Raw genomic sequence first — 25367 nt, 5'->3', positions numbered from 1 at the left:
CGGGGACTGGTCGCGACCTGGACCGGCGGCGGGGAAGGCATTGCGGTGCAGGGCTTTTACTTACCGGAAATCCGTGCATCACAGGATGCGAAGCAATGTCAATGCTTTGAATCCACCGCGTCGGAAAATATGGGCGGGCGCCATATGCGGGGGTTCACTCCTTGCACCGTATTCTGTGCTACCCCATCCGTCGGAAAGAATGTGTGATGCGAAAATGGAATCTGCCGATGGTCCGGTCGGCGGCTGTGCTCGCGACGCTCGCCGTCGCGTGTACCGCGTGCTCGACCGGCGGATCCGGTCCTGTCCGGGACGCCGGACCGCCCCGGCCCGGCGGCACGCTGACCTATGGTGTGCATCGCGAGGCGACATGTATCGACCCGCATGTCAGCGCAGGCGATATCGTCGGTGAATTGCAGCGAAATGTATTCGACTCGCTGGTCGCACAGAAAACCGACGGCACCTTCGCGCCGTGGCTCGCGACCGCCTGGCAGATCTCCGACGACAGCCGGGAATACACTTTCACGCTGCGCCGGGACGTGCGATTCTTCGACGGTCGGCCATTCGACGCCGCCGCCGTTCAGGCGAACTTCGAGCATATTGTCTCGCCGAAAACCAAATCTCAGTATGCGGCCAGTTTGCTGGGCCCTTATGCGGGGACGGACGTCCTCGACGAATACACGGTGCGCGTCCGGTTCAAATCGCCGAATGTCCCGTTCCTGCAGGCGGCGAGCACGGCTTATCTCGGCTTCTATTCACCCGCGGTGCTTGCCGAGCATCCCGACGACCTGTGCGCGGGAGGCCGGTTCGCGGTGGGCTCGGGACCGTTCCGCGAGGTCGAGGTCCGCCGCGGGCAGGGCATAGATTTCGTCCGCAACGACGAGTACCGCTGGCCCCCGGCGAACGCGGGGCACACCGGACCGGCCTATCTGGAACGGCTCACCGTGCGCGTCCTGACCGAGGACGCCGTGCGCACCGGATCGCTACGCGGCGGCCAGGTCGACGTCATCTCCGACACTCCGCCGACGGAGATCGCGGATCTGCGCCGCGACGGGGATTTCCAGCTCGTCAACCGGAATTCGCCCGGCGTGCCGTACACCTACTTCTTCAATGTCTCCAAGGAACCGTTCTCCGATATCCGGGCCCGGCGGGCGGTGGGCGCGGCCGTCGACCTCGACGGCATCGTGAAGAGCGTCTACTTCGGCGAATACCCGCGGGCCTACGCACCGCTCTCGCCCACCACGCCCGGCTACGACCGCGCCGCGGAGGGGCGCGCAGGCTACGACGTCGCCACCGCGAACCGGTTGCTCGACGAACTCGGCTACACCGGGCGCGACGCGCAGGGCTACCGCACCCGCGATGGGCACCGCTTCAGCATAGGGCTGCCCTACGCGTCCAATCTGATTCGCGAGTCCCGGGACGTGGTGGCCCAGGCGGTGCAGCAGGAACTGAAGAAGGTCGGCATCGAATTGCGTTTGGAACCGGTCGATTACGGCACCTACACCAATCTGCTCAAGCGCAACGAATACGAGATGACCGGCGGCAGCTGGGGCCGGTCCGATCCGGACGTGCTGGCCACGCTGTACCAGTCCGATCGCGATGCCCGCAAAGGCGGTTCGAACACCGGTCAGGTGCACGACGCCGGAGTCGACGCACTGCTGGCGCAGGGCCGGGCCGGCACCGATCCGGCGCGGCGCTACGGGTTCTATCAGCAGGCGCAGCAACTGATCCTGGATGAAGCCTATGGGCTGCCGGTCTACGTCTACAACAGCAACTATGCCGCCGCGTCGCGGGTACACGACTTCACCTTGGATGCCAACGGTTGGAGCAAGTTCTACGACACCTGGGTGGAGTCCAAGTGAGACACAGACTCTTTCGAATCATCGCGCACCGGGTGTGGACCGGGGTGCTGGTGCTGCTCGGGGCGCAGACGGTGACGTTCTTCGCCCTGCGGCTGACGCCCGGCGACCCGGTGGACACTTTGCTGGGCGCGCAGACCAGCGCTTCGCCCCAAGTGCGCGCACAGATCGCCGCGGATCTCGGCTTGGACGAGCCGCTGTGGCGGCAGTACCTGCACACGGTGCTGCGGCCGCTGACCGGGAATCTGGGTCACTCCTATCAGCTGAGCGAGGATGTGCGCACCGCGCTGCAGAGCCAGCTGGGGCCCACCGTGCAACTGGCGGCGGGGGCCATCTTGGTGGCCCTGGTGATCGCGGTGCCCGCGGCGCTGTCGACCGCCGGGCGCGGCAGGTTCGTGCGCGCGGCGGTATCCGGTTCGGAACTGCTCGCGGTTTCGCTGCCCGCGTTCTGGATCGGACTGATCCTGTTGACGCTGTTCTCGTTCCAGCTGCACCTGTTCCCGCCCGCGGGCGGTGGCGGCCTGGCGAGTCTCGTGCTGCCGGTACTGTGCCTGGCCATCCCGATGGCGGGTGAGCTGGGGCAGGTGCTGCGCGAGACGCTCGACCGGTCTCTCGAGCAGCCGTTCGTGCTGACCCTGCGGGCGCGCGGGCTGACCGAACCCGCGCTGCGGCTGCGGCATGTGCTGCGCCACGGTTCGCTGTCGACGGTCACCATGACGGGCTGGATGCTCGGCGTCCTGCTCACCGGGGCCATGCTCACCGAAACCCTGTTCGCGCGGCCGGGTATCGGGAAGATGACCGTCTCCGCGGTGATGACCAAGGACTTCTCCGTGGTGAACGCGGTCGTCCTGCTCGCCGCGCTGTTGTTCGTCGTGATCAATCTCGTGGTGGACCTGCTGTATCTGGTCCTGGATCCCCGGCTGCGGAGGTGAGGAAATGACCGTCGTCCCGAACATCAGGACCGTGTCGCCCGTCCGGTTCCGATCGGTGCCGTGGCCGGTATGGCCCGCGGCCGTCGTCCTGCTGTTCATCGTGGTGGCCGCGGTGGCGCCGCATCTGCTCACCGGTGTGGACCCCGCCGTGAACGACTGGCGGGTCGCGCTGCATCCGCCGAGCCCGTCCCATCCGTTCGGCACCGACCGGCTCGGCCGCGACGTGTACTCCCGGACCATCTACGCCGCTCGCACCTCTCTCGGTATCGGCGTCGCCGCGACCGCGATCGCGGTCGCGCTGGGATCGGTCGTGGGTCTGCTGGCCTCGGGTCCGTCGAAGCTGATCGACGCGGTGCTGATGCGGCTGACCGAGATTCTGCTCGCCTTTCCCGGGCTGCTATCGGCGCTCGTGCTGATCGCGGTTTCCGGGCCCGGCGCGCGCAACTCCGCACTGGCGATCGGGCTGGCGGCGACGCCGTACTACGCCCGCCTGGTCCGCTCGCAGGGCCTGGTGGTACGGATCAGCGGTTACGTGGAGGCGGCGCGCACCCTCGGCCAGAGCCGATGGCGCATCACGGTGCGCCACATCCTGCCCAACGCGCTGGCGCCGCTGCTGGTGCTCGCGCCGCTGGGCGTCGGCACCGGCATCATCGCGGGGGCGGGCCTGAGCTTCCTCGGGCTCGGCGCCGTGCCGCCCACGCCCGAATGGGGTTCGATGCTGGCCGAGTCCCGCAATCTGCTCAGCCGCGCCTGGTGGCTCGGCGTCTTCCCGGGTCTGTTCGTGGTCGCCGCGGTGGTGTCGATCACGGTCCTGGCCCGTTTCTGGCAAGGACTCTCGGAGGGCAGGGTGGCGCGATGACAGCATTGGAAATCACCGATTTGACAGCGGGTTTCGGTCGCACCGAGGTGGTGCACGGGATCTCGTTGACGATCGAGGCCGGGGAATGCGTGGCCTTGGTGGGCGAATCCGGTTCGGGCAAGAGCGTCGCCGCGCGAGCGCTGATCGGGCTGACCCAACGAGACGGCTGGGTGCGGGCGGAGCGGTTGCGGATCGCCGGGCAGGACGGCCGTGGCTGGTCGCAGCGCCGGTGGCGCCGGGTTCGCGGCGCCACGGTCGGTTACGTGGCGCAGAACGCGCTGGGATCCCTGGACCCGCTGCGGCGCATCGATCAGGAACTGCGCGAGGCGCTGCGGATCCACCGCACGGTGGCGGCGGCGGAGGTCACGAACCGTTCGGAGCAGTTGCTCACCCGCGTCGGGATTCCGGACGCGCGCAGCCGCTTGCGGCAGTATTCGCACGAACTCTCCGGTGGGCTGCGGCAACGGGCGCTGATCGCGACCGCGCTGGCAGCCGAGCCGCAGTTCCTGATCGCCGACGAACCCACCACCGCCCTCGACGCCTCGGTGCAGCGCCGGATCCTCGCCCTGCTGCGCGAGATCCGCGACGCGGGCACCGGACTGCTGCTCATCAGCCACGACCTGGCGGCCGTAGCCGAGGTCGCCGATCGGATCGCGCTGATGCGCGACGGCCGCATCGTCGAACAGGGGCCGACAGCCGAGGTGCTCACCAACCCCTCACACGACTACACCCGCCTGCTGCTGGCCGCGGTGCCGTCGGCGCACACCCGCGGCGCACGCCTGTCGCCGGCCGAATTCGATCTGGCGGCACAGCTTCCCGCGCCGCGCACGCCCCGGCCCAAGGGCGCGCTGGCGCGTGTGCTGGATGCTCGCCGCGTGTTCCGCGATCCCGACGGTGCGCCGTTCGCGGCGCTGGACGGGGTCGACCTCTCGGTCGCGCGCGGCCAAGTCGTCGGCGTGGTGGGCGAATCCGGTTCGGGCAAGAGCACTCTCGCGCGGGCGCTGCTCGGCCTGGAAAAGCTGGACGGTGGTACGGTCACCGTTACCCCGGGGGTGCGCCTGCAGGCCATCTTCCAAGATGCGCTGGGCTCGTTCGACCCGCGGTTCACCGTTCGCCGGGTGCTGGACGAGGCGCTGGAGGCGGGAAAGGTCCGGCGCGCCGACCGGCAGGGCCGGGCCCGCCACCTGCTGGCCGCGGTGGGATTACCCGATTCGGTCCTTTCGCGCCGCCCCCTCGACCTGTCCGGCGGTCAGCAGCAGCGTGTCGCCATCGCGCGGGCGCTGGCGCCGGGCCCGGATCTGATCGTCTGCGACGAACCGGTCTCGGCGCTGGACGTCTCGATTCAGGCGCAGATCCTGGACCTGCTCTTGCGGGTGCGCCGCGAACTGGGTGTCGCGCTGATCTTCATCTCGCACGATCTGGGCGTGGTGCACCACCTGAGCGACGAGATCGTGGTGATGCGCGCGGGCCGAGTGGTCGAATCGGGTCCGGCCGACGAGTTGTTCACGACGCCGCGCGAGGAGTACACCCGCGAACTCCTCGCGGCCGTGCCCGTGCTGCCGGATTACACGGGGCCGCGGGCATGAACCGGCGCAGGCCCTACGGTCCCCGGTCCCGACCCGATCCTGGGCCGCGGGCCGAAGACAGCGACTCGCGGACTCGAAAGACTGGACCTCCAACGACTTCCAGGAGGCATTGTGACGCCCCCGAACCCGCGGCGGTCGCCGCTGCTGCTACCCGTCGTGCTCGCGGCGACGTTCATGTCCGGATTCGACACGAACGTGGTCAACATCGCGCTGCCCGCGATCCGCGGCGAGCTGCACGCGGGACCGGCGGCGCTCGAACTCGTCGTCAGCGGTTACATCTTCGCCTATGCCGCCGGTCTGATCACCGGGGGCAGGCTCGGCGACCTCTACACCTACCGCAGGCTGTTCCTGATCGGCATGGCCGGCTTCACCGTCGCTTCGATGCTGTGCGGGCTCGCGCAGTCGCCGGTGGAACTGGTCGGCGCCCGGATCCTGCAGGGCCTCACGGCGGCGGCCATGGTCCCGCAGGTGCTGGCCACCATCATGGCCAATTTCGACGCGGGGGACCGGACCCGGGCGCTGGCCTGGTTCGGCGTGACCGCGGGGGCCAGCGGGGTGGTCGGGCAGGTGCTCGGTGGACTGCTCATCTCGGCGGATGTCGCCGGATGGGGTTGGCGCACCGTGTTCTTCCTCAATCTGCCGGTGGGAGCGGTGATGCTGGCCGTCGCCGTGCGGGTGCTTCCCGCGCGCACTCTCGATCGCAGGCCCGGGCTGGATCCGGTGGGCCTGATCGGAATCACGGCCGCCCTGGCGCTCGCGCTGGCGCCGCTGTCGTTCGGGCGCGAACAGGGCTGGCCGCTGTGGACCTGGGTCTGCCTGGTCGCGGCCGTGCCGTGCCTGCTCGCGGTGCTGGCCTACGAGCGCCGCCTGGCGGCCGCGGGCGGCGACCCGCTCATCGACCTCGATTTCTTCCGGCGGCGGTCGACCGTGTTCGGCATCCTGATCAACGTCGCGTTCATGGCGACGTTCACCAGCGGCATCTTCGCGGTCACGCTGCTGCTCCAGGAAGGTTTCGGGCTCAGCGCCTTACATGCCGGGCTGGCGTTCGCCGCCCGCGGGGCGCTGGTCGTGCCGGCGCCGATGGTCGGCAGGCGGGTGATCGCCGCGCACGGGCAGGCCCGCGCGATCGTGCTCGGCTGCGGCATCGACATCGTGACACTGATCGGGCTCGGCGTGGCATTGCACGGGTTCGGCGGGCACATCTGGCTCGGCTGGGTTGTCATCGGCAACGCGCTGCTCGGCTTCGGCAATATGCTCATCCTGCCCGCCGCGCTGGGCGTCACGGTGGCGACGGTCGAGCCGCACCAGGCGGGCAGCGCCTCCGGAGTCGTGAACACCACCCAGCAGTTCTCGGGTGCGGTCGGACTCGCCGTGCTCGGGACGCTGTTCTTCGCCGTGGCGGGTAGCGGGCCCGGGCGCGGCGAGTACGCCACGGCCGTCGAGGCGGTTCTCTGGGTGCATCTGGTGCTGATCGTGGGCGCCGCCGCGCTCGCGCTGCGGCTGGATCGTGTCCGGACGCCCAGTGTGGTGGTGGCACAGCCGGGTTCGGCGCAAGCGGCGCAAGCGGCGGTCGATCGATGACCGCGCGCCGCGAGGTATGGCTTTTGATCTAGATTTCGATAACAATCGAAATCATGACCGAGCGAACGGCAGCACACATACCCACCGGCTGGGACGGCGTCGTCGATGTGACCGAATCCGATGGCTGGCGCCAGCCTTGGCGGCTGCCGCCGCGCCGGCTGGCCACGGCGTTCTCCCCGGAACTGACCGAACACGCCGTGGTCCCGACCGGTGTGCGCATCGGCGTCGTGACCGACGCGCCCGAACTGTCCTTGAGCCTGCGCTCCACGCCGGTGTGGACGCCGCGCCCGCGCGCCGTGGACGTTTTCGTGAAGGGGGAACTGTCGCAAAGCCTTCCGGTCGGCGCCGGCGCCGAGGAACTGATCGTCCGGCTGCCGGGAGAGCGGTCGGAAGTGCAGCTGTGGCTTCCGCATCGCGGCGCGATCACCCAGGTCGGCCCGATCTCGGTCGCCGCATCGGCCACCATCGAGCCCGCGCCCGCGACCGGCCCGCGCTGGATCACCTACGGCAGCTCGATCACCCAATGCCTGGTCACCGCCTCGCCCAGCGAGACCTGGCCCGCCCGCATCGCGCGGCGCTACGGCTGGCGGCTGCTGGATCTCGGATTCGCCGCGCAGGCCTATCTGGACCCGTTCGTGGCGCGGACGATCGCGAGCAGGCCCGCCGACCTGATCTCCGTCGAACTCGGACCCAACCTCTACATCCGCGGCCCGTTCACCGAACGCTCGCTCGGCGGGCTGGCGGCCGGATTCCTGGAGACCATCCGCGACGCCCACCCCGACGTGCCGGTGGTCGTCTTCTCCCCGCCGGTGTGGGTAGAGCGCGAACACGAGCCGAATCCGCACGAGCTCACGCTGTCCGGCGTGCGCGAACTCGTGGAGAACGTGGTCCGGGTCCTCCAGGGCCTCGGCGACGGCAACCTGCATCTGGTTCCCGGCGACGAGCTGTTCGGGGCCGCCGACGCCGGGCTCACGATCGACGGTCTGCACCCCGACGCCGCGGGCGATGCCCTGCTGGCCGAGCGCTTCGGTCCCCGGCTGGCGGCCGTGCTGGCCGGGTCCGCGGTCCAGGTACCCGCCGGAGGACCGGCCGGGAGACCGGCATCCGAACCGGTCCGTTGACCGAAGACGTCCGGTATGCCCTCTTCGGACACTGAACGGGTCTTCTTTCCGCTCGGTCTGCTCAGGAGGGTTCCCGTGACCGAAGCGCCGATAGCGCCCCGATCCACCCGTTTGCACACGCTCACCGGAATGCGGTTCGCCGCGGCACTTCTGGTGTTCTTCACGCATATCTCGCTGGAAGGATTCTTCACCGATCCCGACGCCCAGCACGCCGCGTCGTTTCTGCTGAAACGCGAGGGCTGGACCGGCGTCGGGTTCTTCTTCGTCCTCAGCGGTTTCGTCCTGACCTGGTCCGCGCGGCCGGGCGACACCAAGCGCGCGTTCTGGCGGCGGCGGTTGGTGAAGATCTATCCCAACCACGTCCTGACCTGGGCCATCGCCTTCGGGCTGTTGGTCTGGGCCGGCAAGTCGGTCACCGCCGGGGTGGCGATCCCGAACCTGCTGCTGGTGCACACCTGGGTGCCGGTCGTGCAGAACTTCGCCAGCATGAACACCGTCGCCTGGTCGCTGTGCTGCGAGGCGCTGTTCTACCTGCTGTTCCCCTGGCTGCTCGCCGCGGTCGAGCGAATCCGCCCGGAACGGCTGTGGGCGGCGACGATCGGCGTGCTCGCGACCATCGTGCTGCTGCCGTTCTTCGCGCTGTTGCTGCCGGATCAGCCGCGGGTGCCGTTCGCCACCGATGTCCCGGTGTACCAGTTCTGGTTCCTCTACCTCTTCCCGCCGGTGCGCGTGCTGGACTTCCTGCTGGGCATCCTGCTGGCGAAGCTGCTGCTGTCGGGGCGCCGCGCGCCGCTGACGCTCGCCCCGGCCTCGCTGCTGGTCGTCGCGGGGCTCGTGGTCCAGCTCTGGGCGCCGTACATGTGGGCGCTGGTCGCGGTCGGCGTGATCCCGACGGCGCTGCTCATCCTGGCCGCCGCGACCGCCGACGTGCGCGGCACATTCTCGCCGTGGCGGTGGCGCTTCGTGGTCTGGCTCGGGGACATCTCGTTCGCGTTCTACATGATCCACGAGCTCGTCCTGCACTATCGCCATCAGTTGTTCGGCATCCAGCAGGCCTGGGCGACACCAGCGGCGATCCTGGTCATCCTCGGATTCCTGGTGCTGGACACCCTGATCGCCTGGGGGCTGTACTCCGGCTTCGAGAATGCGATCGTGCGGCGATGGAGCCGCCCCCGCCGCCGTGTCACTGCCGCTGTGGTGATCCCCGCACCCGCGGCGGCGAAACAGGCTGCTTCGCAATCGGATACGCCGTCGCCATCGAGCGCCGGGATGACCGTCGCTCCGGCGGCCGCCGCCACGGAAGGAGCCGACCTGTGAGGACGTTCGTCCTGACAGCCGCCGCGGTGACCACGGTGGCCGCCGCGACCGCCCTGTGGCCCGCCTCGCCCGCGCGGGCCGCCGCCACCCATATCGCCTGTGCGGGAACGAGTACGGTGAGCTACTCGCCTGGCATCACCGATACGCCCAGGCCGGTGCGGATCAGCACCGACGCGGTGTTCGGCTCGTGCGTCTCCAGCGATCCGACCATCACCGGAGGCACCACCCACGCGGGCGGGCCCGCGACGATCGGGTGCGGACCTGCCGCCGGGACCGGCAGCTCGCGGGTCGACTGGAACAACGGACAGCACAGCACCTTCGAGTTCCGCACCGTCTACGTCAACCGGCCCGCCGGGCAAACCCTGATCGTCATCTCCGGCACGGTGACCGACGGTGAATTCCTCGGCGACCATGTCGACGGCGCGGGGCTTTACCTGACCGCCGACATCGCCGGCTGCGGCTCCGCAGCCGGGGTCACCTCGACCTTCGGCCCGGTCACCCGGACCTTCAGCTCGTAGCCGGGACGAGGGCGGGGGCGTTGTGCAGAATCGAGCTGAGCACTCCCGGGAAGCGGGCCTCGACCTCGTCGTAACGCAATTCGTTGCGACGGTAGCTGCCCTCCTGGATCACCCGCAGCAGACCGGCCATCCGGAGCACCTTGAGATGGTGCGAGAGCGTGGACATGCTCACCGGGACGTCGAATCCGCCGCAGGTGATCGCCTCCTCCTGCCGCAGCCTTGCCACGATCTCCAGCCGCACCGGGTCGGACAGGGCATGCAGCAGGGTGGGCAGGCTCACCGATTCGATGGAGGGATGCTGGAGTGCGCGCACCGGGCCGATTCTACCTTTCGCCGCGACCGCCGAGGCGGCTCACGCCACTGCCTCGGCGGCCTGCTCGTGGACCAGGCCCAGCACGATCGGGAAGACCAGCAGGCAGGAAACGGCGCAGGTGATGCCGAGCCAGACGAAGCTGTGCGTGCCCGACAGCACCGCCACCGAGGCGGAGGTGCCGACCGTCGACCCGGCGTACAACGCGGAGGAGTTCAGGCCGAGCGCGGTACCGCGCGCCGCCGGCGCCAACTCGCTGACCAGCGTGGTGATCGAGGAGGCGCCGATATTGAACGCCAGCACCCACAGCGCCGCGACGATGACCGGCACGACCAGCGCGCCGTCGAGGCTGGAGAAGGCGATCAGCGCCACCGCCACCCCCAGGCCCGCGGCCGCGATCACCACACGCTTGCCGAACCGGTCGGTGAGCCGCCCGCCGAGGAAGTTCCCGCAGACGCCAACGGCGCTGATCACCAGCAGCACCAATCCGATCGCCGTGGTGGACAGGTCGAAATTGGTTGTGAAGTAGACGCCGACATTGGCCCACATGCCCTGGTTTCCCGCGGTCCAGAAGAACGTCGACAGCAGCACGAACAACACGGACGGATTGCTGAACGCGGCGCGGAACTTGTCCACGTACGCGCGCAGCGGATGCACCGCGGCCTGGGTCGCGGCGACCGGGATGCGCGGCAGGGTAAGCGGCACGACGGCCAATGCCAGCGCGGCGAGCACGGCGATGGCCCAGAAGGACACCCGCCAGCTGAAGGCGTCCGCGGCGAAGGATCCGACGGGCACGCCGATCAGCGACGAGCCGGTGAGCGCGCCCATGATGATGCCGATGGCGCGCCCGCGCCGCTCCGGCGCGACGACATCGGCGACCGCGGCGAAGATGCTCGGCACCATCATCGCCGCGCCGAGCCCGGCCAGGCCGCGAAACACCAGCAGCACGGCGAAATTCGAGCCTATGCCGGTCAACGCGGTGCCGATGCTGAAGATCGTGAGCCCGGTGAGGATGACGTTGCGCCGCCCCCACCGGTCCGACACCGGGCCGAACAAGGGCCCGGTCACCGCGTAGACCAGGGCGTAGGTGGTGACGAGCAGTCCCGCCGAATCCACCGAGGCGTGCGTGTCCCTGGTGATGGTGGGCGCCAGCGGCGCGACGATCAGCGCGTCGAGCCCGACGAGGGCCGCGCAGATCGATCCCACGATCAGCAGCCGACGGCTGCCGACATCGGATTCGTCGCGGGCAGCGGTGGTCGAGGAAACCATGAGGCACCTGCCTTGAGTAGTAGTACTAGATTTCGAAGATTACCGAAATCATGACCACATGGTGACAGGCGGCATGCCGCTCGTCAACGGAAGAGCCGGTGCCGGTGCGGCTTTCGGGAGATCAGGCCCGCGCGGGGACCGGCGCGGCGGCGCTGCGCACCACCGTGTCGAGCAGGCCGGGGAAGCGGGCGTCGAGATCGGCGGCGCGCAGCGAGACCATGCGGCGCACGCCGTCGACGCGGGTCGCGGTGAGCCCGGCCTCGCGCAGGACCTTCAGGTGATGCGACAGGGTGGACTTCGTCAGGTCGGGGTTCAGTTCGCTGCACGACATCTCGTCGATCCGCGCGGCCAGCTCGCAGACCATCGCCAGCCGGGCCGGATCACTCAGCGCGTGGAAGATGGCGGTGAGTTCCAGGTCGTCGCGAGCCGGCTGGTTCACTACTCGCGCCATGATGGCCGCCTTCCGCTGCGTTCGTGCCCGATCGAGATTTCGATCATAGTCGTTTTCTCGTCCGATACCGGTCCAAGGTCCAGGTCCGCCGACCGGACCGAGGGCTGATGCCTCGTGCGGGATACCGGGCCCGCGGCCGAAGACAGTTCGCCGCGCTCCGAGCAGCATTGGGCGGAACGCTCGCGCAGCAACGGAAGTGGTCGCATGAACAAGCCAGCAGCCGCGGCGGGACGCCGATCGCGACCGGCGCCCCGCTCGCGATCGGCGCTAGTCGACCACCGCGGCGTGCACGAGCTGGCGCAGCCGCGAATACAGCGGCAGCGCCTTGGACGGGAACAGCTGCGGGAACGCCATCGCGGTGATGCGCTTGACCGGATCGACGAAGAAATAGGTACTCGTGGCGGAATACCAGGAGAATTCGCCGGGCGTCGCGATGACCTTGGTGGCGGCCGGATTCTCGGCGGTCAAGAAGCCGAAGCCGAAACCGAGGCCGTCCAGGGTGGTGAGCGCGGGCAGCACCGGGCGCCCGATCGCGCCCAGGTCCGCGCCGCCCGGGAGCTGGTTGGTGGTCATGTATCTCACCGTCTGCGGCGACAGCACGCGCCCGCCGTTCCAGGCGCCGTTGTGCAACAGCATTTGCAGGAAGTGATGAAAATCGGCGGCGGAGGTGATCAGGCCCGCGCTGCCGGACAGCCAGCTCGGCCGCTGCGTCGGATCGCCGCCCGCGAGCACGTCGTTGCGCACCGCACGCCCCGTCGCCGGATCGGCCATGTAGATCGCCGCCAGCCGGTCGACCTCCTCGGGCTCGATCCAGAACTTGGTGTCGTGCAGGCCGAGCGGATCCAGCACCCGCTCGGCGAACACGCGGTCGAGCGACTGTCCCGACACCACCTCGAGGAGTCGGCCCAGGACGTCGGTGCTCACCCCGTAATTCCATGCGGTGCCCGGCTCGAACAGCAGCGGCAGCGTGGCCCAGGTGTCCACGGCGGTGGCCAGATCGATGCCGGGCGGAGCGCTCCACTCGAAGCCGCGCTGGACGTACAGTTCGTCCACCGGATGGGAGTGGTGGAAACCGTAGGTGAATCCCGCGGTGTGGGTGAGCAGATGCCAGATGCGGATGGGTTCGCGGGCCGGCTCGGTCTCCAGGTTGCCGCCGCCGAGCCGTTTGTAGACGCGGACGCCGGCGAGCGAGGGGATGTAGTCGCTGACGGGGTCGTTGAGCCCGAACGCGCCCTCCTCGTACAGCGCCATCGCCGCGACCGAGGTGAACGGCTTGGTCAGCGACCACGCCCGGAACAGCGAATCGGTCGCCATCGGCAGTTCGGCCTCGGCGTCGCGATGTCCACCGGTGCCGACGTGCACGACCTTGCCGTCGCGGGCGATGATCCCGACCCAGCCCGCCATGCGGCCCGCGTCGACGAGCCGGTCGAGGTAGTCGTCGAAGCGCCGCAGCCGCGCGGGATCGAACCCGGCCTCGGTCGCATCGATTTCGATTTTGATTTCCGACATGAGGTGATTCCTGCCTTTATCGCGTACCGGGAATCCGGAATGATCCGGCCCGGTACTTGCCAAGCCGACATCGAGAATAGTAGCTTTAGTTCGATAGATGTACAACTATCGAACTTAGTTGCGGGCCAACGCATTACAACAGCGCGGTGCCCGGATAGCGCCCCGATGACAATGATGTGGGAGGTTGGTTTCTCATGCCCCGATACGGAATCACGCTGCCGTTGCCGCTGGTTTCGCTGCCCGACCATCGCGTGATCTTGGAGCAATTGGCCGACCTCGGTTACACCGACGCGTGGACCGGCGAGTTCGCCGGCGTGGACGCCTTCACCCCGCTGGTGCTGGCCGCGGCCTGGGGGTCGCCGAGCCTTCGGCTGGGGACGGCGGTGGTGCCGGTATACACGCGCGGTCCCGCCGTGATCGCCCAAACCGCTTCGGCGCTGGCCGATCTCGCGCCCGGCCGGGTGGTCATCGGCGTCGGCTCCTCGGGTCCGCAGCTGGTCACCGGAATGAACGGTGTCCCCATGGCCGAGCCCTACCGCCGGGTGCGTGACACGGTCCGCTTTCTGCGGCAGGTCTTCACCCACGGCGTCGTGACGGGTCCGTTCGACACCATCGACTTCGAGGGCTTCCAACTGGGCTATCCGGCCGCGGAACCGCCGCGGATCATGGTCGGCGCGCTGCGCACGCGGATGCTGCGGCTCGGCTTCCGCGAGGGGGCCGGATCGATCACGAATTTCCTCGCGGCCGAGGACATTCCGACCGTCGTGCGAGCACTGGGCGAGGACCGGGGCCGCGGTGAACTGGTGGCACGCATCTTCGTGTGCCCGACCGAGGACGTCGAATACGCCCGCGCGGCCGGGCGCCGGATGCTCGCGCACCTGTTCACCCGCCCGTCCTACCGCGCCTTCCACGAATGGCTCGGCCGCGCCGAAGTGGTTGCCCTGGTGAACAAGTACGTCGACAGCGGCGATCCGCTGCGGGCCGCGGCGGCGATCCCGGACCAGGTCGTGGACGGTATTCTCATCCACGGCAATACGGCGCGGTGCCGCGAGCAGATTCAGCGCTACGTCGACGCCGGCGTCGACACGCCGGTCGTAATGCTCCAGTCGTCACCGGAGTTGCTGGCCGGTGGGCCGGCCGCGGTGTGGCGCACGGTGCGCGAGCTGGCCCCGCGATGAGGCGGGCGGCGGTTGTGGGACGATCGTCGAATCCTCGAACAAGATTAATATTCTCGGAGATCATTAATAGCGACGGAATTTTTAGTAGAAGTGCGCACCTGTTGCCGCACACGTGGGCCTGTGTTAGTTTGACAGATATCGATCTTGCCGGTAGTCGTCTTTCGATTTCGCGTTATCGGGAAGATCGTCGGATTCTCAACAATCGGGACCCACCTATAACTACAGAAGCTTGCGGGGCGCAGATGAAGTTGTTAGGCGCAAATCACGAGACCGGCGAATTCGGCGAAGATGCCGGACGGAACACGGCGGCGGCTCGAGTAGTGGTGGTCTGCGGGGAGCAGATCATGCGCAGCGGACTGGTTTCTATTCTGCGTGGCATGCCCGACCTCGGCTGGGTCGGGCCTGCGACCAACAGCCAGGCGGCGTTGAACATGGTCGCGGCGGGCAAGGCGGATGTGGTCGTGCTCGACCACTGTGCCAACCCGGGCTGGGACGGGCCCGCGCTGGCCGCCCGGTTCACCGGCATCCGTCCCGACCGCGGTGTCGGTGTGGTGGTGGTGTCGGACGGCACCGACAGCGAACTGCTGCTGCGATATCTGCAGGCCGGCGTCCGTGGCCTGGTCTCACGGCGTTCCAGTGCCGTCGATCTGGTGAACGCGGTGGACAGCGTGATCCGCGGTGAGGCGCTGCTGTCGCCCTCGATCACCCGGCTCGTGCTCGAAGCGACGGTGCCCTATCTGCCCGCGGCCTCGACCCGGTCGGTCACCGCTCTGGACACGTTGACCCAGCGCGAGCTGGAAATCCTGATCCTGGTGGCCGACGGATTGTCCAACAGCGAAATCGCTCAAGTTCTGCACGTCAGCTACAAGACCGTGAAATTCCACGTGTCGAATATCCTGCGCAAGTTATCGGTGCGCACTCGGGCGCAGGCGATCGTCTATCTGCGGCCGAGTGTGGCCATCACCTCACAAGCGGGCTGACGACCGCGGCGCCGAGTTTCCGTCTTGTTGGCGGAGGCCTCGGCTGCTATCGTTTAGTTCGAGAGTTTTGAAACTTTCGAATCGTGTCCGATTCGGTTTCCCTCACCCTCCTTCGGCTCTGGAAGGAAATATCCCGATGACTGAAATCGTCGAAGAAGATCTCGACTCCTATCCCTTTCCGCTCGGCCCACTCGGCGAGCCGCCGGAACGCTTCTCCGAGCTCCGCGCGCAGTGCCCGGTCGTGCGGGTCCGCATGCCCAGTGGCGACACCGCCTGGGCGGTCACTGGATACGACGAAGTCGTTGCGGCGCTCTCGGATTCGCGACTGTCCCGCGCGGCCCTGCGGGAGCCGGGAGCCCCGCGCGTGATCAAGGGCCCCGACTTCGGGGACAATCCCTTCAATCTGCTCAGCCAGGACGGCGCCGACCACCGGCGGCTGCGGCGGCTGATCTCGCCGGCCTTCACACCCAAACGCGCCGAACAGAAGCGGCCGCGGATCCAGGAGATCGCCGACGAACTCGTCGACGCTCTCGAAGCGGGTCCGCGTCCGGCCGATCTGCACCACGACTTCGCGGCCCTGCTGCCGATCTGGGTGATCACCGATCTGCTCGGCGCGTCGCGGGAGCGCCGGGCCGACATCCAGCGCTGGACCGATCATCTGGTCAGCATCACCGCCCACACCGCCGACGAGCGGCTGCGGGCCAGGGACGAGTCCGCGGCCTATGTCGTCTCGCTACTGGCCGAGCGCCGCGGCGCGCCGGGCGAGGACCTGCTGTCGGACCTCATCACCGCGCGCGACGACGGGGACCGCCTCTCGGAGCAGGAATTGGTCTGGCTGACAGTCAATCTGCTGGTCGCAGGGCACGACACCACGGTGAGCGCGCTCAGTCGCGCGACGTATCAAATACTGCGGCACCAGGATCAGTGGGCCTCGCTGGTCGCGCGCGTCGATGACCGGGAGGTGGTGCGGCACGCGGTGGACGAACTGCTGCGCTACGCGCCGCCCTCGGAGATCGGCTTCCTGCGCATCGCCACCGATGATCTCGAGGTGGGCGGCGTCGCGGTGCGCAAGGGCGAGGGCGTCATCCCGATCATGCATGCCGCGGGGCGCGACACCCGCCACGTTCACGATCCGGACCGGCTCGATCTGTTCCGCGAGGATGTCAAACATGTGGCGTTCGGGCACGGCAGCCACTTCTGCCCGGGTGCGGGCCTGGCACGGCTCGAACTCGAGATCGGGCTGGCGACCCTCGCGCGGCGGCTGCCGGAATTACAGCTGGCCGTGCCGCCGGATGACGTCGAATGGTCCAGTGGACTGCTGACCCTGCGACCGAAGACGCTGCCGGCCCGGTGGTGACCTCGGCGGCCGGCTCCCGGGCCCGCGCCGTCCCGCAATGGCGTTGGCTGACCGTGCTGGCCACCTGTGCCTGTCTCGTCGGGCTGGACGCGCTGGTCGTCTCCCCGCTCGCACCGCGGATCACCCACGAGGTGGGCGCACCGCCGCGGGTGGGCGGACTGCTGGTCACCGCGTACGCCCTGGCCTATCTGGTCGCGGGTCCGGTCTTCGGGCCGCTGTCGGATCGGTGGGGCCGGACGCGGCTGATGACGCTCGGGCTGGCCGTCTTCGCGGCCGGCACCGCGGCGACCGGATTCGGCACGAATTTCATTGTATTGCTGGGCTTTCGAGTGCTCTCGGGCGTCGGCGCGGCGATGCTGGTGCCCGCGATCCTGGCCCATGTCTCTGGGCAGGTGCAGCCGCGGCGGCGCGGTGCCGCGATCGGCGTGATCGTGGGCGCGATGATGGGCGCGTCGGTGGCCGGCGTGCCCGCGGGGGCGTTCCTCGCCGGCGCGGTGTCGTGGCACTGGACGTTCTGGGGCATCGGCATCGCCGCCGCGGCGCTGCTCGGACCGCTCGCGAGGCTGGTGCCGGGCGGTGCGCCTACGGCGGCGGCCGGTGACGCGCCGATCCGCGCGGCGCTGGGCGATGCGGCGGTGGTGTACACCCTGCTGTGCACGTTCTTGTGGACCGCGGGCCTGCAGGGGATGTTCGCCAATGCCGGGCTCTTCTACGCCGACAACTTCGGATTGTCCACGGGCGCAGTTGGTCTGGCGCTGGCGGGCGGCGGCGCGATGAGCGTCGCCGGGAATGTCTGCGGCGGGCGGCTGGCCGACGCCGTCGGCGGCCGCCGGGTCGTCGCGGTGGCCACGCTGGTGGCGGCCGCCTCGGTTCTCGCGTTCTCGCTGTCCATCGGGTCGCTGGTGGCGGCCGTCGCGGTCCAAGTGGTCTGGGGCGGCGCGGTGGGACTGGGCCAGTCGGCGCTGACGACGCTGGCGGGCACCCTGCGGCCGCAGGCCCGCGGCACGGTGCTGGCGCTGAATTCCTCGCTGCAGTACGGCGGGATGATGGCGGGCACCGCGGCGGCAGCCGCACTGCTGCAGGCCGATTCGCCCTTCTGGGCGGTCGGAGCGCTGTGCTCGGTGTGCAGCGCCCTCGTTTTTCCGGTGGTCACCGTGCTGCTGCCCGTGACCACCGATTCGGACCCCTCGTAAGTCAATTCACTCCGAACAAGGATCGAAATGAAGAAGATACTTGTGTCGACGGCGCTTGCCGTCGCCGCGACCACGACCGCCGTGAATCTCGCCCAGGCGGCTCCCGCAGCGGGCGACGAGGCGGTGAACTACACCGCCGCCACCACCCCGCAGGCGGTCACCGTCACCACCGACGGCGGTTCGCTCACCGCCGACGACGGCGTATTCAAGATCACCGCGGCCGACGGCACGGTGCTCGCGGGCACCGAATTGTCGTTTCGGGTGGACGATTTCGTCTTTCCGATCACCGCGGACATCGCCGGTCACACCGCCACCCTGACGCCGCGATTCGACCTCGGCCACGCCGTCTACCGACCGGTGGCACTGCCTTACGAGGACTCCGCTCCCTGGAAGACCCCGTACGACCGCGAGGTCGCGGCCTGGAGCCGGATGACATCCACCATCGCCGCGGGCGCCACGATCGGCACCCTCGTCGGCGGCCTCACCGGCGGAGCCGTCGGCTGCGTCCTGGGCGGCATCGCGGGCGCGACGGTGGCCTCGGCCGCGATCGTCGGCCTGTTCGGCGCGTTCCTGCCTGCCGCGGCGGTGGGTTGCGTGGGCGGCATTCTCGCCATCGGAGCGCTGGGGACCCTCGTCGGGCAGCTGCTGGTGACCGCGCCCGTAGCGATCCTGGCGGCCTCCCAGTACTTCACCACGATCAACCAGCCGTTCAACCCGGCGCCGACGAAGTAGAAAGACGCCTACCGCTCGCCGCGTCTCCCAGGGTCGCCGGGAGACGGGGCTTCCGCCCCTGCGCGTCCGGCCTGCGGTGCGGGCCACGGGTGGATCAGCTCAGCGAAACGGCCCGAAACCACCTGGTTCCGGACCCTTTCGGCTGCGCGCTCCAGTTCCTCGGTTCGTCGGCTGCGAGCGAGCGTGTGCCTGCCAACGGGCTGGTTCCGAAGGCGCTACTGCCGGTGGAACCGCTCCCGGACGGCGTCCATGCGGGCGCGTAATTCGTTCGGGCTGATCACGCCGCGATCCATCAGGGTGTGCGCCGTGACGACGACCGATCGGGTGCGTACCGGGAAGTCGCGATAGATCGTCTCGCCCAGCGTGTCCTCGGCGTGGCGGCGTTCCAGGTTGTCGAACGCGCCGCGCCACGAGAGGCATTCGCACGTGGCCTGCATGCTGGACTCCCACGGGTCGGGTTTGCCGTCGAGCTCGGGCAGCGAGGTCTCCCGGTGCGACGCGGGGTCCAAGGTCTCCAGCAGGACTTCGTACGGACCGCTCGTCACGGGCGTCCCTCCTTCTCGGCGGCGGCTTCGACTCGGTTCGGTGGTTGCTGTGCGGTCCAGTCGGCCTGGGGCAGCGCCACGCCGATCATCGTGTCCCGGGTGACGATGGCCGCCAGCTGTTCCTCGGTCCAGCCCTCGGTGCCCTCGGGGCGCATCGGCATCACCATGAACCGCGACTTCTGGTTGGAGTCGTGCACGCGGATCTCGACGTCGGGCGGGAAGTGCAAGCCGAATTCGGCGAGCACTTCCCGGGGCCAGCGCACCAGGCGGCGACGGTAGTTGGGCGTGCGATACCAGTCCGGGGACATCCCGAGCACCGGTCGCGGATAGCACGAGCACAGCGTGCACACGATGACGTTGTGCACCTCGGGCGTGTTCTCCAGCACGTAGAAGTAGGTGTAGTCGCTCGGCGTCCCCGATCCGGTCGGATCGCGCCAGTCGATGCCGATCTCCTTGCACGTCTCGGTGCCGTCGGCGAGCAGGCGGGCCTTGAACTCGGGGTCGGTCCACGCCTTGGCGACCAGCTTCGATCCGCCGTGCGGACCCACCGATTCGGCCCACTCCGCGAACCTGCGGTGGTCTTCCTGGGAGAACAGCCCCTTCTCGATGGCGAGTTCCCGCACCGCCGTCTCGAGCACCTCGAATTCGCTGATCTCTTCGCTGGTCCGGATCGGCGCGTGCGCGTCGTGATCGTGGGTCCGGCTCACTGGGCATCCTCCTCCGCGGGCTCGAGCCAGCGCTCGGAGACCTCCGTCTCCAGGGTGTCGACGTCGAAGCCGGTGTATTTGGGCCATAAATCCTTCTGGCGGAATCGCACGACGTAGAACGGCTCGACGCGACCGTCGTCCCGTCCCCATGCCTCGTCCTCCGGGATGATCCACTCCGGCCGGTACTCGACGACGACACCGATGCGCCCGCGGGTGTAGGCCTGGGTGCGGGTGTGGAACATCGACGTGGCGTCGCGGACGCGCACACGGTCGCCGATCCGGTATCTCCTGCTCATGTGCGCGCCTCCATTCGTGCGCGTACTTCGTCCAGCTTGGCCGACAGTTCGTCGGGGGTGATCAATCCCTTGGCGACCAATGTCTTCGCCGCGACGGTCGCCCAGCGCGCGTAGTAGGGGAGACCGAAGTACAGCGTCGCGCCGAGGTCGTTCTCCGCTCGCCTGCGTTCCTCGGAGTTCCATACGCCGCGCCAGCCGAGGCATTCGCAGGTGACGTACGTGCTCATCTCCCAGGCCTCTTCCTCCTTCTCCCGGTACTCGACCGGAGTGTCCGGCTGGCCGCCCACGTCGTGCAGAACGTGTCGGAGGGCGGCGAACAACGCGTTCGAGATCTCGTAGGGCGAGTCCAGCGGCTCGCGAAAGACCGGTGCGAGGTCCGCGACGCGATGCTGCAACTCGTCGAATCGGTTCGGTGCGCTCATCATGTCTCCGAAGTGACGGATCCGGGGTCCACGGCGGGGCGGTTGCGGCAGGTGTGCTCGCGCACGCCTTCCCGCGTAGGAACTGGAGGGGGAACGAGCGCCATGGAAACTCCAACGGGACGGCCCGCCCAGCAGGCGGGTGCAGTCGGACGACGGGTGTGACCCCAGTCACAATCGCATGGTTCGGATACCGAGCGTACACGTCGAGATCGATTTGCTGAAGGATGCCTGTGGCGCGGCGAAGACGGGCGCGCCCGGCTCGGAGAATTGCGCTGCCGACCCTCTTGACTAGCGGAAAATGTGGAGGAAACTAGTCATTACACCGGAGCACCGGTAGGTGAGCGCACTGTCAGCTGAGACGTCGGTAGGCAGTGAAGACACCGACCCAGGATCCGGCTAGGCCCCCGGCAAGCCAGTCGCAAAACCGGAGACTCAGCGACGACTGAGGATCACGGAAACGACGAGACTACCGGGGACTGATCTGTGTAGGGGGTCTTTCGCCTGGTCTCAGGCTCGCGAACAGGACCGGAGTGTCGGCTGAATCGGCCCACTCCAACGGAATGCTGATGGTTGACTAGCCGTGTGCCGGCTGTCTCGGCCGCACATTCGGCAACCCGTATCAGGAGGCACCCGCAATGCCCACTCATGACGGAAGCTGGCCGCAGGGAACACCGTGCTGGGTCGACTGCCAGGTCGACGACCCGGCGCGCGCCCGCGAATTCTACGGCGCACTCTTCGGCTGGGAGATCCAGGACAGCCCGCCCGAGGCGGGGGGATACCTGATGGCGATGCGCAACGGCCGCGCGGCCGCGGGCATCGGACCCAAGCCGGAAGGCATGCCGATGCCGTCGGTGTGGACCACCTACCTCGCCGCCGACAGCGCCGACGCCATCGCGGAGAAGGTGAACGCCGCGGGCGGTTCGCTGATGATGCAACCGTTCGACGTACTCGATGTCGGCCGCATGGTCGTCGGCGCCGACCCCACCGGCGCGGTCTTCGGGATCTGGGAGGCCAAGGCCCACAGCGGCGCGGGGGTATACAACGAGCACGGCGCCTACTGCTGGAACGAGCTGCACACCAGCGACTACAAGAAGGCCCAGGAGTTCTACGCCGATGTGTTCGGCTGGCAGTACTCCGAAATCGGCGACGGCGAGAATTTCGTCTACTCCACCTTCAGCTTGCCGCAGGGCGGGGACGCCGTCGGCGGCATCAACGACTCGACGAAGATGCCCGGCGACAACCCGTCGTATTGGCTGGCCTGGTTCCAGGTCGGCAACACCGATGACGCGCTCGCCAAGGCGCGCGATCTCGGCGCCACCGTCATGTCCGGACCCGACGACAGTCCCTTCGGCCGCATGGGCCTCGTCCAGGGGCCGCAGGGTGAGGTCTTCGGCCTCATCGACCCGACGACGACAGTCGGGGAGCCGCCGACCGGCGCGTGAGTCGTCCGGCGGCGACAACCGAGCCGTTGCGCTCGCTTGTCGCCGCCGGAGCAATCGTGGTTTCGGCGGGGGTGTCGACGGACTCCGCGGCTCGCGGCGCGGGAGCGTAGGGCCCGGTCGACACGGTTCATGAACGACGCTCGTGCCGAAGGGTGCGACGATTCGTCGAGGTCCAGGCCACGGTCGGTATACCGGGTCAGTCGGAGCGCGCCGATTCCGGCGACACCAGACCGTGCTGATGGGCGTAGACCACGGCGTGGATGCGATCGCGGACACCGAGTTTGGCCAGGATGCGGGAGACGTGAGTCTTCACCGTCTCCTCGCCGACGCCGAGCTGAGCGGCTATCTCGGCATTGCTGCGCGCGTCGGCGAGCAACAGCAGCACCTCCAGTTCGCGGGCGGTGAGCTGATGGACCTCCGGTGGGGTGCGCGGCGGTGCGAGCGTGGTCGCGAAGCGGGAGACCAGACGGCGGGTCATCGACGGATCGATCAGCGCGTCTCCGCGCGCCGCGATCCGGATGGCCGTGACCAGTTCTTCCGGCGGCAGGCTCTTCAGCAGGAACCCGCTGGCGCCCGCCTGCAGGGCGCGATACAGGTTGGCTTCGCTGTCGTAGGTGGTGAGCACCAGGACGTGCGTGCCGCCCGCGGCCACGATCGCGGCGGTGGCGGCGAGCCCGTCCAGTTTCGGCATCCGGACGTCGAGGATCGCGACATCCGGTCGTAGCCGGGCGGTCTCGCTGATCGCGGCGCGGCCGTCGCTCACCTCGGCGACGCAATCCAGATCCGGCTGACTGTCGACGACGGCGCGCAGGCCGGAACGGAACACGCTGTGGTCGTCGGCGATCAGGACGCGGATGGGCAGGTTCACGATCCTCCGATCGGCACCGACACCGTGGTGTGCCAGTGCGTGGCGTCGCGGCCGTAGTCCAGGTCGCCGTCGAACAGCTCGGCGCGGCGGCGGATTCCGTTGAGGCCACGCGGTACCGAGGTGTCCGCGGTGACCGGTTCGGGGGCGAGGGGATTGGTCGCGCGCAGCATCACCCGCTTGGGCAGGTACTCCACCTCCAGTCGCGCGTGCGTACCGTCTCCGTGCCGCAGCGCGTTGGTCAGCATCTCCTGCACGATGCGGTACAGCGTGATGTTCAGCGAGTCCGGCAGTTCCACCGCCTCGCCGCGCACGCTTGTCTCGACGTCCAGCCCGGCCGCGCGGACGTGCTCGATCAGCCCGTCGATGTCGGCCAGTCCCGGCTGGCGCTGCCCCTCGTCCTCGTGGCCGTGCAGCAGGTCGAGCTGGCGGCGCAGATCGACCATCGCGGCCCGGCTGCTGGACTCCACCGCGGACAGCGACCGGGCGGCGGCCTCGCTCGCCGTGCCGCCGAGGGCCAGCCGCGCCGCGCCCGCGTGGATGCCGATCGCGCTGACGTGATGCGAGATCACGTCGTGCAGGTCGCGGGCGATGGCGGCCCGCTCATCGGTGACCGCGCGCTCCACGGCCGTCCGGTGCTCCTGCTGCCGCAATCGGGCGCGCTGCTCCAGATCGGCGATGTAGGCGCCGCGCGCCGCCGTGTAGCGGCCGACCAGCCACGGTACGCAGCCCGCGGAGACGGTCGCGGCGAGCAACAGCCGCCAGTCGTGCGCCGCGGCGCTGTCGGTGAACAGGTGCGCTCCCGCGACTCCCGCGCACAGCAACAGCATGGTGAGCACGGAGGTCGGCCCGGCGAGCCATGCCCCCGCGCGATATCCCGCCACCAGGAACCCGACGTCGGCGAATCGCACCGGGAATCCGTGCCGGTACAGCAGCAGCGCGGCCAGGAGCCGGACGAGCACCTGCACCGCCGCGACCACGCCCGCCGTCCGGGGCGGCGCGGCCAAGGCGAGATCGGCGGCGACGATCGCCGTCACGGCGGCGACCGTCTGCCACGGCGCCACCGCGAACACGCCGCACAGACCGAGCACCACCGCGTCGATGGCGGCGGCCACCACGGCGACCACCACCGACTGGCGAGCCAGCGACCTGCTCACGTCCACCAGTTCGTCACCGCCTCCATTCGGTTCCGGTGCCGAGCCCTGAGGGTGATCCTAATGATCGGGCCCCGTCCGAAGACGCCGCACGGACGACAACTCTGCCCGGGTGCGGACGCGCCCGCGTCCCCCGCGCGGGGGACGCGAAGTCCCTCGTCGGCGCGATGTCTTCCCAGGCCCGAGCCCGTAGCGTCGGGGATCGACGGCAGACGAAGAAGGAGTACCCATGGGTCGTGTGGAGTTCGAGTTGCTGACCTACGCCATCCCAGCATTCGCGGCGCTCATGCTGGTCGAGTGGATCGCCTACCGCCGTGATCCCGACCGATCCGGCAACGGCGGATCGGCCAGCGACACCGCATCCAACGTGACGACGTTCACGCTGGGCAGGCTGGTCAAGCCGCTGATGCAGCATCTGGTGCCGTTCTCGGCGGTCGTCGTCGCCGCGGCGGTCACGCCGCTGCACCTGTCGCCGCGATCGTGGTGGGTCTGGGTGCTCGGCTTGATCGTGACGGATCTCTGCTACTACTGGGCGCACCGCGCCGATCACCGGGTCCGGCTGATGTGGACCGCGCACAACGTGCACCACTCCAGCGAGCACTTCAACCTCTCCACCGCGCTGCGTCTCTCCTGGCTGCACCCGATCCCCAACATCCTGCGTGGACTGGCGTGGGTGCCCGCCGCGCTGCTTGGCTTCCCGGCCTGGATGATCTTCCTGTTGCAGGGCATCGGGTTGCTCTACCAGTTCCCGATCCACACCCAGCGGGTCGAGACGCTGCCGCGCCCGATCGAGTTCCTGTTCAACACCCCGTCGCACCACCGCGTGCACCACGGGTCGAACAAGCCCTACATCGACAAGAATTACGGCGGCATCCTCATCATCTGGGATCGCATGTTCGGCAGCTTCGCCGCCGAGTCCGAACCGGTCCGCTATGGCCTCACCAAGAACATCGGCACCGACAATCCGCTGAAGGTCAACTACCACGAACTGGCGGCGCTGATCCGCGACGTGCGCGGCGCGAGCACCTGGCGCGGGCGGCTCGGGTACGTCTTCGGCCCGCCCGGCTGGACCGAGCACCCCGCACCACCTGCCTCGATCGAGCCGCCGGTCCGCGCCGAGGAGCACGTCCCAGCCGTGCGGCTCGCGTCCTGATCGACTGGTGACGGGTAGCCGGGCGGCACGAGCC

At 68.9% G+C, this 25367-nt stretch carries 25 protein-coding genes; 15 read left to right on the top strand and 10 right to left on the bottom strand.

Going from position 1 to position 25367, the window contains the following annotated elements; translation table 11 throughout:
• Positions 1–206 precede the first annotated feature (206 nt).
• The 8 genes from ACL03I_RS27430 to ACL03I_RS27395 all read left to right on the top strand — a co-directional run bounded on the left by ACL03I_RS27430 (position 207) and on the right by ACL03I_RS27395 (position 9770).
• Positions 207–1859 (top strand): ABC transporter substrate-binding protein, encoded by a 1653-nt coding sequence (locus ACL03I_RS27430; protein ID WP_355079917.1) that lies wholly within the window; start codon positions 207–209, stop codon positions 1857–1859.
• Positions 1856–2788 (top strand): ABC transporter permease, encoded by a 933-nt coding sequence (locus tag ACL03I_RS27425; RefSeq protein WP_412807291.1) that lies wholly within the window; start codon positions 1856–1858, stop codon positions 2786–2788. Before ACL03I_RS27430 ends, ACL03I_RS27425 begins: the two co-directional genes overlap by 4 nt.
• A gap of 4 nt (positions 2789–2792) precedes the next feature.
• Positions 2793–3647: an ABC transporter permease gene (locus ACL03I_RS27420; protein ID WP_355079914.1), complete on the top strand. Its 855-nt coding sequence runs from the start codon at positions 2793–2795 to the stop codon at positions 3645–3647.
• Positions 3644–5233 (top strand): ATP-binding cassette domain-containing protein, encoded by a 1590-nt coding sequence (locus ACL03I_RS27415; RefSeq protein WP_412807290.1) that lies wholly within the window; start codon positions 3644–3646, stop codon positions 5231–5233. The genes ACL03I_RS27420 and ACL03I_RS27415 overlap by 4 nt, the downstream gene beginning before the upstream one ends.
• Positions 5234–5344: 111 nt before the next feature.
• Positions 5345–6814: an MFS transporter gene (locus tag ACL03I_RS27410; protein ID WP_412807289.1), complete on the top strand. Its 1470-nt coding sequence runs from the start codon at positions 5345–5347 to the stop codon at positions 6812–6814.
• Positions 6815–6867: 53 nt separating this feature from the next.
• A complete protein-coding gene (locus ACL03I_RS27405; RefSeq protein WP_412807288.1) occupies positions 6868–7935 on the top strand; it encodes an SGNH/GDSL hydrolase family protein in 1068 nt (355 codons plus the stop codon).
• Between the two features lie 75 nt (positions 7936–8010).
• Complete coding sequence (locus tag ACL03I_RS27400; protein WP_412807287.1) at positions 8011–9252, top strand: acyltransferase family protein; 1242 nt, start codon at positions 8011–8013, stop codon at positions 9250–9252.
• On the top strand, positions 9249–9770 hold the full coding sequence (locus ACL03I_RS27395) for a hypothetical protein (protein ID WP_412807286.1): 522 nt from the start codon (positions 9249–9251) through the stop codon (positions 9768–9770). Before ACL03I_RS27400 ends, ACL03I_RS27395 begins: the two co-directional genes overlap by 4 nt.
• On the opposite strand, the gene ACL03I_RS27390 is transcribed toward ACL03I_RS27395, so the two are convergent.
• The 4 genes from ACL03I_RS27390 to ACL03I_RS27375 all read right to left on the bottom strand — a co-directional run bounded on the left by ACL03I_RS27390 (position 9760) and on the right by ACL03I_RS27375 (position 13309).
• On the bottom strand, positions 9760–10083 hold the full coding sequence (locus ACL03I_RS27390) for an ArsR/SmtB family transcription factor (protein WP_355079902.1): 324 nt from the start codon (positions 10081–10083) through the stop codon (positions 9760–9762). The two genes, ACL03I_RS27395 and ACL03I_RS27390, sit on opposite strands and share 11 nt — an antisense overlap.
• A 39-nt stretch (positions 10084–10122) precedes the next feature.
• The gene (locus ACL03I_RS27385; protein WP_356960819.1) at positions 10123–11349 is read right to left on the bottom strand and encodes an MFS transporter; all 1227 of its coding nucleotides are present in this window, start codon (positions 11347–11349) and stop codon (positions 10123–10125) included.
• 121 nt (positions 11350–11470) lie between these two features.
• The gene (locus ACL03I_RS27380; protein WP_355079898.1) at positions 11471–11800 is read right to left on the bottom strand and encodes an ArsR/SmtB family transcription factor; all 330 of its coding nucleotides are present in this window, start codon (positions 11798–11800) and stop codon (positions 11471–11473) included.
• A 267-nt stretch (positions 11801–12067) separates the two neighbouring features.
• Positions 12068–13309: a serine hydrolase domain-containing protein gene (locus ACL03I_RS27375; protein WP_355079896.1), complete on the bottom strand. Its 1242-nt coding sequence runs from the start codon at positions 13307–13309 to the stop codon at positions 12068–12070.
• Between the two features lie 194 nt (positions 13310–13503).
• Here ACL03I_RS27375 and ACL03I_RS27370 point away from each other — a divergent pair, with 194 nt between their 5' ends.
• From ACL03I_RS27370 to ACL03I_RS27350, 5 genes are all read left to right on the top strand, one after another.
• Entirely contained in the window at positions 13504–14487 is a 984-nt protein-coding gene (locus tag ACL03I_RS27370) for an LLM class F420-dependent oxidoreductase (protein WP_355079895.1), read from the top strand.
• A 128-nt stretch (positions 14488–14615) separates the two neighbouring features.
• Positions 14616–15467, top strand: coding sequence for a response regulator transcription factor (locus ACL03I_RS27365; protein ID WP_412807285.1), 852 nt, complete (start codon positions 14616–14618; stop codon positions 15465–15467).
• 136 nt (positions 15468–15603) lie between these two features.
• Positions 15604–16824, top strand: a complete 1221-nt coding sequence (locus ACL03I_RS27360) for a cytochrome P450 (RefSeq protein ID WP_355079891.1) — start codon at positions 15604–15606, stop codon at positions 16822–16824.
• Positions 16821–18017, top strand: coding sequence for an MFS transporter (locus ACL03I_RS27355; RefSeq protein ID WP_412807284.1), 1197 nt, complete (start codon positions 16821–16823; stop codon positions 18015–18017). Before ACL03I_RS27360 ends, ACL03I_RS27355 begins: the two co-directional genes overlap by 4 nt.
• A gap of 27 nt (positions 18018–18044) precedes the next feature.
• Complete coding sequence (locus tag ACL03I_RS27350) at positions 18045–18749, top strand: hypothetical protein (protein ID WP_412807283.1); 705 nt, start codon at positions 18045–18047, stop codon at positions 18747–18749.
• 215 nt (positions 18750–18964) lie between these two features.
• Here ACL03I_RS27350 and ACL03I_RS27345 read toward each other — a convergent pair whose 3' ends face one another.
• The 4 genes from ACL03I_RS27345 to ACL03I_RS27330 are packed head-to-tail and all read right to left on the bottom strand — an operon-like array spanning position 18965 to position 20719.
• Positions 18965–19294, bottom strand: coding sequence for a ScnB (locus ACL03I_RS27345; RefSeq protein WP_355079887.1), 330 nt, complete (start codon positions 19292–19294; stop codon positions 18965–18967).
• Positions 19291–20001 carry a thiocyanate hydrolase subunit gamma gene (gene scnC, locus ACL03I_RS27340; RefSeq protein ID WP_355079885.1) on the bottom strand — a complete coding sequence of 237 codons (711 nt, stop codon included), beginning with the start codon at positions 19999–20001 and terminating at the stop codon, positions 19291–19293. The genes ACL03I_RS27345 and scnC overlap by 4 nt, the downstream gene beginning before the upstream one ends.
• Positions 19998–20297, bottom strand: coding sequence for an SH3-like domain-containing protein (locus ACL03I_RS27335; protein ID WP_355079883.1), 300 nt, complete (start codon positions 20295–20297; stop codon positions 19998–20000). The genes scnC and ACL03I_RS27335 overlap by 4 nt, the downstream gene beginning before the upstream one ends.
• Entirely contained in the window at positions 20294–20719 is a 426-nt protein-coding gene (locus ACL03I_RS27330) for a hypothetical protein (RefSeq protein WP_355079882.1), read from the bottom strand. The genes ACL03I_RS27335 and ACL03I_RS27330 overlap by 4 nt, the downstream gene beginning before the upstream one ends.
• A gap of 635 nt (positions 20720–21354) precedes the next feature.
• On the opposite strand from ACL03I_RS27330, the gene ACL03I_RS27325 reads away from it, so the two are divergent.
• Complete coding sequence (locus ACL03I_RS27325) at positions 21355–22161, top strand: VOC family protein (RefSeq protein ID WP_355079880.1); 807 nt, start codon at positions 21355–21357, stop codon at positions 22159–22161.
• 196 nt (positions 22162–22357) lie between these two features.
• Here the strand turns inward: ACL03I_RS27325 and ACL03I_RS27320 are convergent, their stop codons facing one another.
• Positions 22358–23023 carry a response regulator gene (locus ACL03I_RS27320; protein WP_459561389.1) on the bottom strand — a complete coding sequence of 222 codons (666 nt, stop codon included), beginning with the start codon at positions 23021–23023 and terminating at the stop codon, positions 22358–22360.
• Positions 23024–23025: 2 nt separating this feature from the next.
• A complete protein-coding gene (locus ACL03I_RS27315) occupies positions 23026–24189 on the bottom strand; it encodes a sensor histidine kinase (protein WP_355079876.1) in 1164 nt (387 codons plus the stop codon).
• A 220-nt stretch (positions 24190–24409) separates the two neighbouring features.
• Here ACL03I_RS27315 and ACL03I_RS27310 point away from each other — a divergent pair, with 220 nt between their 5' ends.
• Positions 24410–25333 (top strand): sterol desaturase family protein, encoded by a 924-nt coding sequence (locus tag ACL03I_RS27310; RefSeq protein WP_412807281.1) that lies wholly within the window; start codon positions 24410–24412, stop codon positions 25331–25333.
• Positions 25334–25367: the final 34 nt, after the last annotated feature.

It is taken from the genome of Nocardia sichangensis (assembly GCF_047200615.1).
Classification (GTDB): domain Bacteria; phylum Actinomycetota; class Actinomycetes; order Mycobacteriales; family Mycobacteriaceae; genus Nocardia; species Nocardia sichangensis.
The sequence above is the reverse complement of the archived record's forward strand: the minus strand, read 5'-3'. Positions and strand labels throughout refer to the sequence as shown.